Below are 16,127 nucleotides of genomic sequence, written 5' to 3'. Positions count from 1 at the left end.
TATAAATCAAAAAACGAACAGTTAATCAAAACAATCAAAAAATGAAAACAATAAAAATTTTAATGCTGTGCTTAATTACCAGTTATGGTTTTGCACAAAAGAAGTTAAGTAAGACTTCACAATCAATCAAAGTCAACAAAGATGTCGTTGTGGACTTGAACACAAGTTATGCAGAGATTGAAATTGATACTTGGAACAAAGACATTATAGAAATTGAAGCATATGTAGAAAGTGATAAGCTTTCAAAAGAAGAATTACAACGTGTCTTAGATGCCTGGAATTTAAAAGTAGACGGGTCTAATGATAGAGTAGAAATTTCTTCAGAAGGTGGAAAGGCTATTAGTTTATACGGTACAGAAGGTTACACGTATTTATTGAAAGATTTAGAATTTGAACTTGCAGATTTACCTGAAATACCAGAAATCAATTTTCCAGATAATGTTGTAATAGGTTATGCCGGTATGCCAGAGTTTCCTGAAATGCCAGACATGCCAGAGTTTCCGGAATTACCTGAGCTTCCAGATGGTATTACGACTATAAAATTTGATTATGATAAGTATCAAAAAGAAGGCGATAAGTATCTGAAAGAATGGAGTAAGCGCTACGAGAAAGAAGGAGGTAAAGAACTTCAGAAGAATATGGAAGAATGGGCAAAACGTTTTGCTGAATCTGGTTACCAAGAAAAGATGGAAAAATGGGGAGAAGAATATGGTAAACGTTTTGAAGGTAAGTGGGCCAAAGACATGGAGAAATGGGGAGAAGAGTTTGGTGAAAAGTTTGGTAAAGACATGGAGAAATGGGGAGAAGAGTTCGGTGAGAAATTCAGTAAAGAATGGGCTGAAAAAATGGAAGCATGGGGAGAACGTCTTGGTGCAGAGATGGAGAGAAAAGCTGAGCTAATGGAGAGAAAAGCAGAAATGATGGAACGAAGAGCAGAGAAACAAGAACGCATGGCAGAACGCCAAGAAAGATTAGCAGAGCGCCAAGCTGAACGTGCTGAAAGTTTGGAGCGCAGAAAAAAGGAAATGCAAGAGCGCAGAGCTGCAACAGGCTATAGTTTTAGAGCTGGTGAATCTGGTACTAATAGCAAAGTGAGAAAGGTCATTAAAATTAAAATACCTAAAAAAGCGAAGCTAAAAACCAATATTAGACATGGTGAATTAAAATTGTCTTCAGTTATTCATAACCTTAGAGGAGACATTTCACATGCTTTTTTAATAGCAGAAAACATTGATGGAAGTGATACTTCCATCAATGTATCTTATTCGCCAGTGGTTATTAATACATGGAATTTAGGAACATTAAATTTAAATTATGTGGATAAGGCACAAATTAGAGCTGCTAAAGATTTAGTCTTAAATTCAAAATCATCTAACGTTAATATAGAATCACTTAGTGAAACAGGTATCATTGATGGTAGCTTTGGTGATTTAACAATTTCGAATTTAACGGAGACGTTTAAAAATTTGAATTTGATTTTAGAAAATAGTGATGCTTTAGTAAATCTTCCAAAAGGTGTCAATTATACAATGCATTTTAAAGGAAATAAATCTAAATTAAATAACAGAGCTACAAGTCAAAAAACAATTAGAGGTGAAGGACAATCTTTAGGTGGTAATATTATTGTAAACGCTAAATATAGTAGTGTGATTATGAATTAAAATTACTTGTTTTTGCCGACTTATTTCTTAATCACACAAGTTTAGTTATTAAACTATTTTCTTCTCCTTTCTTTTATTTTCCATAAAATAGATTCCTTATTTTTAGGAAAATTTTTTTATGCCTGAAACTGAGTTCCAATTACTGCTAAAATCTCTTGATGCTCATAAGTTGGTGGACCCGTCTATAAGCTATGATAGTTACGTTGCTTTAGACTTATCTGTTCAAAACGAAACCCTAAAACATATAGATGTCTCCTCTTCTCAAGACTTAGAAAAGTATATATGGACATATATGTCAAAGCACAACGCTAAAGTGGCGTATGGAGGTTATATAGAACATCGAGGTATATACAATCGTAGCGATTATTTTAATCAAGCAGATCCTGAAGAAGAGCGCAATATTCATCTTGGACTAGACTTATGGATTGAAGCAGACGAACCAATTTACGCACCATTACCTGGAGTAATTCACAGCTTTAAGAATAATACCAATTATGGCGATTATGGCCCAACAATTATCATAGAACATTTGATAGACGGCTTTAGGTTTAATACGCTTTATGGGCACTTAAGTCTAAATTCTATTGAGAATATTCAAACTGGGATAGAAGTAAAGCAAGGTCAACAGATTGGTACGCTCGGCACTGCATCTGTAAATGGGGACTATCCTCCGCATTTACATTTTCAGATTATAAAAAATCTTCAGGATAATTATGGTGATTATCCAGGCGTTAGTAACCAAAAAGACTTAGCGTTTTATAAGGCTAATTGTCCTGATCCCAATTTGTTATTACAAATTTATTGATGTTATAAAAATCTATTTGACAAGGTTTTTTGATAATCGTTTACCAATTAAGAAACCGATGATAGCAAGTATACCGTCAGATAACGAAAACCATAATTCTTTAGGTAGCGTTATAATATTAAAAATTGTAGCTAATAGCATTAAACCACCAACAATATAGCACGGAATCATACTAGTTTTAGAGATTTTAGATGCCGTAAACATACCGACTACAATACCCATAAAGTGCCCTATAACAACACATACCTTTGCACCTACAGGTATTTTATCCATATTGGCTTTTATCCATTCTATATCCATAGGGTCAACACCTTCTGGTAATGGGAATAAACTATGCCCAATGAGGTTTTCAATAAGGAATACCGTTGCAGATGCCACAATAAAGCCCACAACAGTAGCGATTACATTTTTCATAATTAGAGTGATTAGTTAGTGGCTATAATTTACAAAAATTAATCTAGAGCATTACCGTACTCGTCTAACTCTAAAAATGGATTATATGCAATCTCCCATAAGTTGTCATCTAAATCACTTACATAGGCACTGTAACCACCCCAAAACACCTCTTGTGGTTCTTTAATAATTGTAACACCTTTAACTCTTAATGCTTCAATGGTTTCATCAACTTCTTTTTTTGAAGTTACATTGTAAGCCATTGTAAATTTTTTAAAACCATAGCCTCCGGTATCTAACATAGCATCCTTAGCGAGTTCATCTTCATTATAAAGCGACAATAAAATTCCGTTCAGTTTAAACAAGGAGATATTTGTATTACTTGCTTCTGTTTTATGCCAACCAAATTTCGTTTCGTAAAAGTCAGTGGATTTTTTTAGATCCTTAACACCTAATGTTATGATGGTTAAGCGTTGTTGCATAACTCAATTAATTCTAATTTTTAGCATTCTCAATTTCAATATCTTCTCTAGTGAAACCGATAAAGTTTCCTTTAAAATCCACAAGTCCTCGGCGTTCACCAAAACTGACGTGGGCTAATCCTTTTTCTGGATAAAGCTTTATGTTTTTAAATAATAAGTCTATAATAATATTACCATTTTTATCGATATATCCATTTTTTGTACCAACCAAGCCAGCATTTTTTTCAGAAACTGTTCTGACCTCGGCATATCCGTATTCATCGAAATCTTTAATATAGCCAAATTGTGGTTCAACAATAAACTCACCTTTTGTGTTTATAATACCCCATTTATTGTTCAATTTTACTTTAGCCATGCCTTCTTCATTGAAAGGAAAGGCCAACTCAAATTTCTGTTCAATAATAAACTCACCTTTTTTATTAATGAAACCCCATTTACCATCAATCTCTGCTGGTGCATAAGGAAGAGATTGAAACCCAAATGCGGTATCAAACTTATATGGAATGACTACTGTCCCTGTTGTATCCATAAATGCATGTTTGTTATCCTTTTTTATTACCACCAAATCGTTAAATGAGTAGGGATCGCCATATTCAAGATTAATGGGATGGATTAATTCACCCTTATTATTGACAAACCCGTATTTGTTATTTTTACTGACCCTGGCAACATTTGAGTTTCTAAAATCTGTAATGGTACTATATTTTGGTTCAACAACAATTTCACCTTTTCTATTGATTAATCCATAAAGATAATTTTCTCTTATCTCTGCATGTGCTCTGTTTTCAAAGCTTTTAATGTATTCAAACTTTGGTTCAATAACAAGGGCCCCATTATTATTTATAAACCCCATTTTACCATTTAGTCTTATATCCGTAAGGTCATATTTGCCGTAATTGCCTATGGCATCATATATGGGTTGAATTATGGTGTCACCTTTAATACTAATAATGCCGTATTTAATATCACCAGATTTATTTTTAATACCAATTTGCGCATATCCTTCTGCAGCAAAACCACTGTTGAAATTTGTCGCTGAGTTGTAAGTGGCATTAATGGCTAATTGACCTTTGGCGTTTATGTAGTTATGTTTATCATTTATCCAACAATGTGCTATTTCACCATTATAGAAGCTACTAATGTAATCGTATTTTGGTACAACAAGCGTATCACCTTTGATATTCATCATGCCCCATTTTTCGTTGTCTTCAAATCTTATAATGTCACTACTTTGATCTATTTCTAAGCGATCAAATTTGGGTTCAATAATAAAATCGCCAAAAATATCCATGATACCATATTTGTCATCAATCTCAGCGATTAAATAACTTACGTTTTTTTTAGGAGCACTTATATAAGTATATTTTGGTTCAGATATAATGTCTCCAAACTTATTAATGAACCCATATTTTCTTTCTTGATATACAATAGAGATCTCTTTATCGAAAAAGTTATCACTCAGATATTCAAATTTAGGTTCAACAACGACATTACCCACAGAGTCCATATAACCATATTTGTAATCTTTATTGTTAAAGGCATATAAATCTATTTGTTTTTGTGCTTGAATGGTAAAAACAGTAGAGAAAAGGAACAGTAGAAATCGTGTTTTCATCAATGTAAATTTATTGTTGAAAGTTAATAGGTATTCTTTAATTACTCACATTCAGATTGTGTTATTTTATTTTGCCATTGTATCCAATATTCTTGTAAACCTTCTTTAGTTGTTTTTAGTTTGCTAATGCAGAGATGGTGCCCTTTAATTAATGCGTTTTGAAGTTGTGCTTTTCTTTTTATTAGTTCTGGCTTATGATTCCAACCACCAACATGATCAAATGATATATGCGTCGCATTTATTTTCAACTCTAGAAAATGGAATTTTAAGATAATAGGCTACATTTCCAGTACCCATACCTTCAGTAGTCATCACTATATTCTTAAAATCTACTTTACTGAATTTACCTTGTTTGTATAATGTTTTGAGTTGTTCACCAACTTTACTTGACATTCTATTTGAGAATTGATGAGCAACATCATCACCATTTATAAATTCTTTGCCTTGATATGTGCCTTGACAGTTGTTGTCTGTGCAGATGATATTATTTTCAGTGGATAGAGAATAGGTTTGATTTTCAAATTGTCTATTACATGTGAATGAATAAACCACAAAAATTAAAAAATAGGTCTGTATTTTTATAAGATTCATATTTAAAAATAAAAAATCCTGATTAAAGTTATCAGGATTTTTTAGATTCTGAAATGAATTCAGAATGATAGTAATTTTGAATTGGTTTAATCATTCACTAAAACCCATTCACCTTTATCAATTAATGGAATAGCTTGTTTGTATTTTACAACTTTGTTTTCGCCACTCATTACATGCTTAATTGTCACTTTGTCGTTACGACCAATTTTTGGCTGTTCTCTAACAATAGTTTCAACAACTTGTGGCTGACGAGAAGCACCTTGTCCGGCAGCTCTGTTTTGTGCTGCACGCTCATCCATATTTGGGATTTCTTCTTTTTGCTCTGTTGTTTTTTCTTGACGTCGTTTTTTAGCTTCTTGAATTGTATTAGCCGTTTCTTGAGGAATTTCACCTTTAAATAAGAATGAAATAACATCTTTATTCACTTGGTCAATCATACTTTTGAATAACTCAAAAGATTCGAACTTATAAATTAATAAAGGGTCTTTTTGCTCGTGTACTGCTAACTGAACAGATTGCTTTAACTCATCCATTTTACGTAAATGCGTTTTCCAAGCATCATCTACAATAGCAAGTGTAATGTTTTTTTCAAAATCATTAATTAACTGCGTTCCTTTTGTTTCGTATGCTTTTTCAAGGTCTGTAACAACTTGAAGGTTTTTAACACCATCTGTAAATGGTACTACAATACGCTTAAAACGATCGCGTTGTGTATTGTAAACATTTTCAATTACCGGATATGCTAAATCTGCAGCACGTTGCATTTTTTCGCGATAGTGTTTGAATGCTTCTTTATAGATTAAACCAGCAATTTCCTGCTCACCCATTTTTGCAAATTCAGTTTCAGAAATAGGTGACGCCATAGAGAAGTAGCGGATTAATTCAAACTCAAAGTTTTTGTAATCATTAGCTGCCTTATTATTCATTGCGATACCTTCAGAGGTATCAAAAATCATGTTAGCTAAGTCTACTCTAAGACGTTCTCCGTGTAATGCGTTACGACGACGTTTGTAAACAACTTCACGTTGAGCATTCATAACATCATCATATTCTAACAGACGCTTACGAACACCAAAGTTATTTTCTTCAACTTTTTTCTGTGCACGCTCAATAGACTTAGAAATCATAGAATGCTGAATGACTTCACCTTCTTTAAGTCCCATTCTATCCATCATCTTAGCAATACGCTCACTACCAAATAAACGCATTAAGTTATCCTCTAGAGACACGTAGAATTGTGAACTCCCTGGATCTCCTTGACGACCAGCACGACCACGTAACTGTCTGTCTACACGACGAGAATCGTGACGCTCAGTACCAACAATTGCTAAACCACCAGCAGCTTTAACTTCGTCACTTAATTTAATATCGGTACCACGACCGGCCATATTTGTGGCGATGGTTACCTGACCTGCATTACCTGCTTGGGCAACAATATCGGCCTCTTTTTTGTGCTGCTTTGCATTTAAGACGTTATGAGGAATCTTACGAATACTCAACATTTTTCCTAAAAGCTCAGAGATTTCAACGTTAGTTGTACCAATAAGTACAGGTCTACCAGCTTGAGATAAACCTACAACTTCATCAATAACAGCATTGTATTTTTCACGTTTTGTTTTATACACTAAATCATCTCTGTCATCTCTTGCGATTGGTCTGTTTGTTGGGATTTCTACAACATCTAACTTGTAGATTTCCCAGAATTCACCAGCTTCTGTAACCGCCGTACCTGTCATACCAGATAACTTGCGATACATTCTAAAGTAATTTTGAAGTGTTACTGTTGCAAAGGTTTGTGTTGCCGCTTCAATCTTTACATTTTCTTTAGCTTCAATCGCTTGGTGTAAACCGTCGGAATAACGACGGCCATCCATAATACGACCAGTTTGTTCATCAACAATCATTACTTTGTTGTCCATGACTACATACTGTACATCTTTTTCAAAAAGCGCGTAAGCTTTTAGTAATTGGTTAAGTGTATGGATACGTTCAGATTTTACACTAAAATCTCTGAATAATTCTTCTTTAAGAACCGCTTCTTCTTCAGTTGATAAGCCTTTGTTTTCAATCTTAGCAATCTCAGTTCCCATTTCTGGCATTACGAAGAAATTAGGGTCATCTTTACCAGAAAGGTATTCTACACCTTTATCCGTTAATTCAACTTGATTGTTTTTCTCATCGATAACATAGTAGAGTTCTGTATCAACTTTTGGCATTTCCCTGTTGTTATCTTGCATGTAGAAGTTCTCCGTTTTTTGAAGCAATTGTTTTACACCTTCTTCACTTAAAAACTTAATTAATGCTTTATTCTTTGGAATACCTCTATAAACTCTTAATAGTTGGAATCCACCTTCTTTAGTATCTCCAGAAGCGATTAACTTTTTAGCTTCTGCTAAAACACCAACTAAATATTTACGCTGCACAGCTTCAATTTGCTCAACTTTTGGTTTAAGTTGGTCAAATTCGTGCTCGTCTCCCTTTGGAATAGGGCCAGAGATAATCAGTGGTGTACGCGCATCATCAACAAGTACAGAATCTACCTCATCTACAATAGCGAAATGATGTGGACGTTGCACTAAGTCTTCAGGTGAGTGTGCCATATTATCACGTAAATAATCGAAACCAAATTCGTTATTTGTTCCGTATGTGATATCTGCATTATATGCCTTGCGACGTGCATCAGAGTTTGGTGTATGATGGTCTATACAATCTACACTCAAACCGTGAAACTCAAAAATTGGTGCCATCCATGCACTATCACGTTTTGCTAAGTAGTCATTTACAGTTACTAAGTGTACACCTTTACCTGAAAGTGCGTTTAGGTATACTGGAAGTGTTGCAACCAATGTTTTACCTTCACCAGTTTGCATTTCTGCAATTTTACCTTGGTGCATTGCAATACCACCTATAAGCTGTACGTCGTAGTGAATCATGTCCCAAGTCACTTCTTTACCAGCAGCGTCCCAAGAATTTGCCCAAATAGCCTTGTCGCCATCTAGAGTAACATAATCTCTCACAGAAACTTCTCTGTCAAATGCATTTGCAGTAACTGAGATTTCAGTATTATTTACAAAACGCTTAGCTGTTTCTTTAACAACAGCGAAAGCTTCAGGCAAGATGTCATTAAGAACGTCCTCTGTTACTTCGTAGATTTCATCTTCAATCTTATCTGCAGCAACATAAATATCTTCTCTTTCATCAATATCTTCAGTAACTTCTGCTTTAGCTAAAAGCTCATTTTGTTTTTCGAGAAGTGGTTTTCTAGCTTCTGCTATTTTGTCTTTGAATTCTAAAGTTTTAGCTCTTAACTCATCGTGAGATAATGCTTCTAAAGCTTGTTCAAAGGTTTTAATTTTGTTTACAATTGGTTGTATAGCACTAACGTCTTGTTTGGATTTATCTCCAACAAAAACCTTAAGTACTTTATCTAATATACCCATGTTTTATATTTTGAATCAGATGAGAATCGCTCATCTTAGTTTTGTTAGTTTTTTTGATTTATCACACTAAGTGCATTTGAAGCACTTTTTGTGATTTCTTTTAAAAGTAGGCTTCGACTGCACTAAGCCTAACAATTTGAACTCAATTAATATAGAGTTTTCGAAAATAAAAAAAGTCTCTTAGTTGAGATAACGCAAGAGACTTTTTTGTGATTTTATTATATGTTAATATTCGTCCTCGTTCCAGAGGTAATCTTCGTCAGTTGGATAGTCTGGCCAAATTTCTTCAATAGAATCGTATGAATCTCCTTCGTCTTCTATTGATTGTAAATTTTCAACAACTTCTAGAGGTGCTCCGGTACGGATTGCATAATCTATAAGTTCGTCTTTTGTTGCTGGCCAAGGTGCATCACTTAAATAAGATGCTAATTCTAATGTCCAATACATTTGCGTAAGGTGTTTAATTTTTGCAAAAATAATTTTTTAGCTGAATAATTCAAGTAAAAATTAAATTATTTCATCATTAATAAAAGAACGTTTAATTTTCAGCTTTTTAAGTTTAAACAATTCACTGTTTTCTACTTAAAATTGAATAAAATTTAGATTACGATTCTTTTTGAGGAATCCACTTTATTTCTTCAGCTTGCAAATCATGTGACAACTTCCGTGCCAACACAAAAAGGTAGTCAGAAAGGCGGTTAATGTACATTAAAGTTTCTGGTTGAAAAGGCTCTAACTCATTAAGATGAGACGCTAAACGCTCTGCTCTGCGGCAAACAGTACGTGCTATGTGACAGAATGACACAGTTTGATGTCCGCCAGGAAGCACAAAGTGCGTCATTGGAGGTAGACTTGCTTCCATAATATCCATTTCTTTTTCGAGACGTTCAATATCTTCGTTTGAAATCTTAGGAATATTTAAGCGTTGCTTTCCACTTTTTAAAACTGCTTTTTCAGGATCTGTTGCAAGGATTGCACCAACTGTAAATAATCGGTCTTGAATATGCATTAACGTGTTTTTATACAACTGATTGATTTTTTGATCTCTGATGAGACCAATGTGTGAGTTTAACTCATCAATAGTTCCGTAGCTTTCTATTCTGATGTGGTGTTTTGGTACGCGTGTACCTCCAAAAAGTGCAGTAGTACCTTTATCACCTGTTTTTGTGTATACTTTCATACTAACAAATTTAAAGGTTCTAAATTTTAATTTGAAAAGTTTATAAAAGTTTTAAGGTTCGTCAAATTTGAAATGGCTTAATATGATTCGTTTTGTCTTTATACAAAACCCTTCGACTGCGCTCAGGATAAACCAAGCCAAAAAATCAAGCTGAAATAAGAAATTTTTCAGTTAACTGAAAATCAAAAATAAAATCTAAATTTCTTCCAAGGTTTCAGGAATTCTTAACGAATTGATTAGCTTTCATCACTAATCACTAATCACTAATCACTAATCACTAATCACTAATCACTATTTACTGATACGTATCACTCTCAATAATACCATCGCGTAAGCGAATGACACGTTTAGCGTGAGCTGCAATGTCTTCTTCGTGAGTTACCATTATAACCGTGTTTCCTGAAGCATGTATTTGGTCAAAAAGTGCCATGATTTCAGTCCCAGTTTTAGAATCTAAATTTCCTGTAGGTTCGTCGGCAAGAATGATAGAAGGTTTATTTACTAAGGCTCTTCCGACTGCAACACGTTGTCTTTGTCCACCTGAAAGTTGATTTGGTTTGTGATCCATTCTATCAGCAAGACCAACATCAGTTAAAACTTCAGAAGCGCGGTCTATTCTCGATTTTTTAGACGCACCAGCATAAATCATAGGAAGTGCAACATTGTCCAATGCAGTAGTTCTTGGTAAAAGGTTGAATGTTTGAAACACAAAACCGATTTCGGTATTTCTGATATCAGCCAATTCATCATCTGCCATTTGACTTACATCTTTTCCATTGAGCATGTAAGAACCAGCTGTTGGTGTGTCTAAGCAACCCAATAGATTCATTAAAGTAGATTTGCCTGAGCCAGAAGGTCCCATTATAGCTACATATTCGCCACGTTTAATGTCTAAATCAATTCCTTTTAGAACATGTACAGTTTCTTGACCTAATTTAAAATCTCTGATGATTCCTCTAATCTCAATGACGTTGTCGCTCATAGTTTGAATAGTCTTGGTTGCTTATTTCTTCCTGCAAGATACAGGAATTTACAGTTAATAAGACGTTAAAGTTGCGAGGTTGTTACAGTCTAATTTTAAAATGTTCTTTGACTTGTTCTTTTCTAAAAAATACAAATCCTAAATGAAAACAATCAACTGTTACAGTTACTGACTTATGAGCTTTTATATATTCCCAAGCTTCAGTCATTTCTTTAGACCAATAGATGTCATCAAAAACAAAAATGGAATCGTTATGCGCTTTTGGTAAAAGCATCTCAAAATATTCTATTGTGGCTTGTTTGCTGTGATGTCCATCAAAGAAGATGAAATCTAATTTATCTTTATTTAAAGTAGGAATAACATTTTTGAATTCACCGGTTAGTAAGCTCACATTTTTGAATTTACTAAGTTGTCTATTTGCTTGTTCAGCAATGTTTGTACAACCTTCGATACTTGTAATATTATTTTCAGGATTTCCTGAAGCTAATGCTTGAGTCGCAATACCTAACGAAGTGCCAAGTTCTAAAGTTTTTTTAGGTTGAAAGTAATTAGATAATCTGTAGAAAAGTTTAGCTCTTTTTAAAGGTGTTCCAGAGATGCGAGCTATTTGGCTAATTGTTCTTTTGTTGGTTTTAAAAACACGCGAGCCTGAACCAAAATCAGTGATTTCAATACTGTCTTTGTTTTTAAGAAGTGTGTTTCTGTAGTCTTTTAGTTTATTGTAGTCTTCGTATTTCGACCTGTCATATAAACATTTGGTGACGAAATTGTATATAAATGGCGAATGTACTCCATGCTGATTGGTGGATGAAAATAGAAACTTTATGTATGCTTTTATTTGGTACACTATTTTGGCTATTGGCTATTGGCTTCAAGCTTTTCTGCTAACTCAAACCAACGCATTTCTTTTTCTTCAATAGCGTCAATGATAACTTGTAATTCACTAGAAAGTTTATTGATATCGTCTTGTGATAAATCAGGATTGTTAAACTTTTCTTCTAGTGCTTTTTTATCGAGTTCTAGTGAGCGAATTTTAGATTCTAAATTCTTGTATTCCTTTTGTTCGTTATAAGAAAGCTTATTTGCTGTGTTTTGTTTTACAGCTTCTGTATTGCTGGCTTTCTTGGTGGTTTCGATTGGTTTTGGTTGACTACTTTCATAAGCTCTATAATCTGAATAATTTCCTGGGAAATCATCTACAATTCCTTCACCTTGAAATACAAAAAGATGGTCAATAATTTTATCCATAAAATAGCGGTCGTGAGAAACTACAAGCAAAACACCAGGAAAATCCATTAAAAAACTTTCTAATACATTCAGTGTAACAATATCTAAGTCGTTAGTAGGCTCATCTAAGATTAAAACATTTGGGTTTTGAATAAGAACTGTACATAGGTACAAGCGTTTTTGTTCGCCACCGCTAAGTTTTTCGACAAAGTCGTATTGTTTTTTTCTGTCAAACAAGAAGCGTTCTAATAATTGCTGGGCACTTATTTGTCGTCCTTTTGCTAAAGGAATATAATCACCATAAGCTCTAATGACATCGATAACTTTTTGGTCTGGTTTTACTGTAATTCCGCCTTGAGTGTAATATCCAATTTTTACAGTTTCTCCAATAACTATTTTTCCGCCATCAGCTTGAAGACTTCCTGTAAGAAGGTTTAAAAATGAAGATTTTCCTGTACCATTCTTACCAATGATTCCGACGCGTTCGCCCTTTTTAAAAGTGTAGTCAAAACCATCTAGAATTTTCTTGTCTTTAAAGGCTTTTGACACATTATGAAACTCAATGATTTTGCTACCAAGACGTTCCATATTAATCTCCAGTTGCACTTGATGGTCTTTTCGTCTTTGGTGCGCTTTTTTCTTTATTTCGAAGAAGTCGTCAATTCTACTTTTAGATTTTGTTGTTCTTGCCTTTGGTTGACGACGCATCCAATCGAGCTCTTTTTTATAAAGTTGTTTAGCTTTGCCAACTTCAATACTTTCGCTTTCAATTCTGGCTTCCTTCTTTTCTAAATAGTAAGAATAATTGCCTTTGTAGGTATAGAGTTGTCCATGGTCTAATTCTATAATTTCGTTACAAACACGCTCCAAGAAATAACGGTCGTGAGTTACCATGAAAAGCGTTTGTTGTGTTTTAGCAAAGTAACTTTCTAGCCATTCTATCATTTCTAAATCGAGATGATTGGTAGGCTCATCGAGAATTAGAATATCTGGTTTACTTAATAATGCTTGAGCTAGAGCTAAACGTTTTTTTTGACCACCAGAAAGAGTGCTTACTTTTAAAGCGAAGTCATTCAATTTTAATTGAGACAGAATTTGTTGGTATTGTGTTTCAAATTCCCAAGCATTATTTCTGTCCATAGCTTCAAAAGCAAGTTGATATGATTCGGTGTCTTCAGGATTTTTTATCGCATTTTCGTAGGCTTCAATGATTTTTAGAATTGGTATATCTGATGCTAAAATGGTTTCTTCAATTGTAAGTTTATTATCTAGCTCTGGTTCTTGGTCTAAGAACGCCAATCTTAATCCTTTTCTAATTACAATTTGCCCTTCATCTGGTGAGTCTTTTCCAGATAAAATATTAAGAACAGACGTTTTTCCACTTCCGTTTTTTGCAACAAAAGCAATTTTCTGATCTTTATGAATGCTAAAGGACAAATTTTGGAAAAGAACTAGTTCTCCGTATGACTTAGATATGTTTTCTGCGTTAAGATAATTCACATCAATTTTTTTACAAAGAACGAAATAAACCAAAAAGAAACCTAATTGTTTTGTTATTGAGGTTGATGCGTTATATTTGTCTGTAAACACCCTTTTATTTATGAAGCATTACGGGCTTTTTATAATATTACTACTATCCGTATTTGTAACGTCTTGTATACCACATAAAAACACCTTGTACTTTCAAGAAAATGCAAATGCTACTAACGATACAATCCCTAATGATCTTTCTGAAATTCAAAAACCATATAGAGTACAAGTAGATGATCAATTAAACATTAGAATAAGAGTTCTTGATCAGGATAATGTACAGATTTTTAATCCGATAAGTGATAGTGGTACATTGAATGCGAGTAGTGCCGAACGTGCGTATTTTGATGGGTTTACAGTGGATTTACACGGGAATATTCGTATACCTACCTTAGGCCAATTTAATGTATTGGGTCATACAGTTGTAGAAATAGAAAAGTTTATTGAAAAACGATTGTTAGATGAACAATTTAAAGAGACAGCGAATATTTTTGTAATAGTAAAGCTTGCAGGATTAAGATACACAACAACAGGTGAAATTGGGAGCCCTGGTACAATTGTACTTTTCGAGGAGCGTGTTAATATCATTGAAGCAATAGCCAATGCTGGTGAAATTCCAGTTACTGGTAACAAAAAAGATGTTATGTTAATAAGGCAATATCCTACGGGTCAGAGAATCCATCATTTAGATTTAACGAATGTAGAAGTCATGAAGTCACCTTATTATTATATTCAACCGAATGATATAATATATGTTCCACCTCTTAGACAAAAGTCAATTGGTTCAGGAGAAACCGCAGTTTCGAGCTTGGTAACATTGGCTACTATCGCATCTCTTATTACTTCAGGAATTTTGATTTTTTCGAGACTTTAGGTTTATGGATTATAACGATGATATAGAATTTAATGAATCAAACCGTATAAGCTTTGATTTTAAAGGTATGTTTTTTAAAATATTTAGCTACTGGCCTTTAATTGTTTTATTTGTTCTTCTCTGTTTGTCAGTAGCGTATTACATTAACATAAGAAAACAAAATATTTATAGGTTAGAATCTCTTATTTCGGTTGAAAATGATCAAAATCCATTTTTTACTTCTACAACAAGCATCTCTTTCAATTGGGGAGGTGTTTCTAACAAAGTTGGAAGTATAATTACAGAGGTGAAAACCAGAACACACAATGAACGTGTAATTGACTCTCTTCAATTTTATAAAGAGTATTTAAGGCAAGGCAAGTATCATTTAGAGGATGTATATAAGCAGGCTCCATTTGAGGTTAATATAGATGTGAATCAACCTCAAGTTATTGGTAAACCACTTCAGATTAAAATTATTGATGACTCAACTTTTGAGTTAGTTTATGATTTTCAGAATTCAGGTTCTACAGCTCAAATTTATTCGACCAAAGAAAAGGTTCAAATAAGCACACCTGTTGGATTGTTTTCTCAAGTATTTAAGTTTGGGGATAAGATTAGTTTACCATTTTTTAATGGCATTGTCAAATTAAAAGTTAACTCTAATTATTCAAATAATACTGATTACTTCATAAGATTTTTAAATTTTGATTCTGTTGTAAATAAATACAAGAGTACTGTAAAAATTGAAACTTCTTCTAGGGACGCTTCTTCAGTATTGAGGTTATCACTTATAGGGCTAAATAAATCGAAAATTGTAGATTTTTTAAATGCTACAACTGATATTCTTAAAAAGACTGAACTTGAGCGAAAAAATCTCTATGCCACTAATACCATTAAATTTATTGATAGTAGTTTAAGTACCGTTGGGGTTCAGTTAAAGGACGTAACTGACGAGATGGACAACTTCATTAAAACCAACAAAATATATGATGTTAAGACTGAAATAAATCAATATGCTGAACAACTTAAATCATATGATCAAGAGAAGTTAAGCGAACAATCAAAACTAAACTATTTAAACAATTTAGAAGACTATCTAAGAACTAAAACTGATTATACAAAGATTGCCGCGCCTACAACCGTAGGAATTGATGAAGTTAATATTTTGTCAGGTGTAAGAAATATTATTACACTTTCTACCGAAAGGAGAAATTTAGAATATTCGACAAAGGAAGGTTCGATTATATTTAATGAAATAGATAGAAGAATAGATGCCGAGAAAAGTGTATTATTAGAAGCTATCGCAATTACAAAGAGAACGATAAATCAACAACTCAACATAGTGATTGGTGAAATATCTAAGCT

Annotated in this window: 14 protein-coding genes and 1 pseudogene; 4 read left to right on the top strand and 11 right to left on the bottom strand. The window is 33.6% G+C overall.

Going from position 1 to position 16,127, the window contains the following annotated elements; genetic code table 11:
• The first annotated feature begins 41 nt into the window (after positions 1-41).
• Positions 42-1,661, top strand: a complete 1,620-nt coding sequence (locus HRU50_RS02365) for a hypothetical protein (RefSeq protein WP_296347759.1) — start codon at positions 42-44, stop codon at positions 1,659-1,661.
• A gap of 118 nt (positions 1,662-1,779) precedes the next feature.
• Complete coding sequence (locus HRU50_RS02360; protein ID WP_296347757.1) at positions 1,780-2,466, top strand: peptidoglycan DD-metalloendopeptidase family protein; 687 nt, start codon at positions 1,780-1,782, stop codon at positions 2,464-2,466.
• A gap of 12 nt (positions 2,467-2,478) precedes the next feature.
• On the opposite strand, the gene HRU50_RS02355 is transcribed toward HRU50_RS02360, so the two are convergent.
• The 11 genes from HRU50_RS02355 to HRU50_RS02305 all read right to left on the bottom strand — a co-directional run bounded on the left by HRU50_RS02355 (position 2,479) and on the right by HRU50_RS02305 (position 13,876).
• A complete protein-coding gene (locus tag HRU50_RS02355; protein WP_296347753.1) occupies positions 2,479-2,880 on the bottom strand; it encodes a hypothetical protein in 402 nt (133 codons plus the stop codon).
• A 38-nt stretch (positions 2,881-2,918) separates the two neighbouring features.
• On the bottom strand, positions 2,919-3,341 hold the full coding sequence (locus HRU50_RS02350; RefSeq protein WP_296347751.1) for a VOC family protein: 423 nt from the start codon (positions 3,339-3,341) through the stop codon (positions 2,919-2,921).
• Positions 3,342-3,354: 13 nt separating this feature from the next.
• Positions 3,355-4,956 (bottom strand): WG repeat-containing protein, encoded by a 1,602-nt coding sequence (locus HRU50_RS02345; RefSeq protein ID WP_296347750.1) that lies wholly within the window; start codon positions 4,954-4,956, stop codon positions 3,355-3,357.
• 41 nt (positions 4,957-4,997) lie between these two features.
• On the bottom strand, positions 4,998-5,204 hold the full coding sequence (locus HRU50_RS02340) for a hypothetical protein (RefSeq protein ID WP_296347749.1): 207 nt from the start codon (positions 5,202-5,204) through the stop codon (positions 4,998-5,000).
• Complete coding sequence (locus HRU50_RS02335; RefSeq protein WP_296347747.1) at positions 5,173-5,547, bottom strand: hypothetical protein; 375 nt, start codon at positions 5,545-5,547, stop codon at positions 5,173-5,175. The genes HRU50_RS02340 and HRU50_RS02335 overlap by 32 nt, the downstream gene beginning before the upstream one ends.
• An 86-nt stretch (positions 5,548-5,633) precedes the next feature.
• The gene (gene secA / locus HRU50_RS02330; protein WP_296347745.1) at positions 5,634-8,987 is read right to left on the bottom strand and encodes a preprotein translocase subunit SecA; all 3,354 of its coding nucleotides are present in this window, start codon (positions 8,985-8,987) and stop codon (positions 5,634-5,636) included.
• Positions 8,988-9,212: 225 nt separating this feature from the next.
• Positions 9,213-9,434, bottom strand: coding sequence for a DUF2795 domain-containing protein (locus HRU50_RS02325; RefSeq protein ID WP_006989959.1), 222 nt, complete (start codon positions 9,432-9,434; stop codon positions 9,213-9,215).
• Positions 9,435-9,591: 157 nt separating this feature from the next.
• A complete protein-coding gene (locus HRU50_RS02320; RefSeq protein WP_296347733.1) occupies positions 9,592-10,167 on the bottom strand; it encodes a cob(I)yrinic acid a,c-diamide adenosyltransferase in 576 nt (191 codons plus the stop codon).
• Positions 10,168-10,462: 295 nt separating this feature from the next.
• Positions 10,463-11,149 (bottom strand): ABC transporter ATP-binding protein, encoded by a 687-nt coding sequence (locus tag HRU50_RS02315; RefSeq protein WP_296347731.1) that lies wholly within the window; start codon positions 11,147-11,149, stop codon positions 10,463-10,465.
• A gap of 82 nt (positions 11,150-11,231) precedes the next feature.
• Positions 11,232-11,996 (bottom strand): class I SAM-dependent methyltransferase, encoded by a 765-nt coding sequence (locus HRU50_RS02310; protein ID WP_366927331.1) that lies wholly within the window; start codon positions 11,994-11,996, stop codon positions 11,232-11,234.
• A gap of 8 nt (positions 11,997-12,004) precedes the next feature.
• On the bottom strand, positions 12,005-13,876 hold the full coding sequence (locus HRU50_RS02305; RefSeq protein WP_296347730.1) for an ABC-F family ATP-binding cassette domain-containing protein: 1,872 nt from the start codon (positions 13,874-13,876) through the stop codon (positions 12,005-12,007).
• A gap of 100 nt (positions 13,877-13,976) precedes the next feature.
• Here HRU50_RS02305 and HRU50_RS02300 point away from each other — a divergent pair, with 100 nt between their 5' ends.
• Both HRU50_RS02300 and HRU50_RS02295 read left to right on the top strand, forming a co-directional pair.
• On the top strand, positions 13,977-14,780 hold the full coding sequence (locus HRU50_RS02300; protein ID WP_296347728.1) for a polysaccharide biosynthesis/export family protein: 804 nt from the start codon (positions 13,977-13,979) through the stop codon (positions 14,778-14,780).
• Between the two features lie 4 nt (positions 14,781-14,784).
• Positions 14,785-16,127 (top strand): annotated as a pseudogene (locus tag HRU50_RS02295) (sugar transporter); the annotation flags it as partial.

It is taken from the genome of Winogradskyella sp. (assembly GCF_013213835.1).
Taxonomy (GTDB): domain Bacteria; phylum Bacteroidota; class Bacteroidia; order Flavobacteriales; family Flavobacteriaceae; genus Winogradskyella.
The sequence above is the reverse complement of the archived record's forward strand: the minus strand, read 5'-3'. Positions and strand labels throughout refer to the sequence as shown.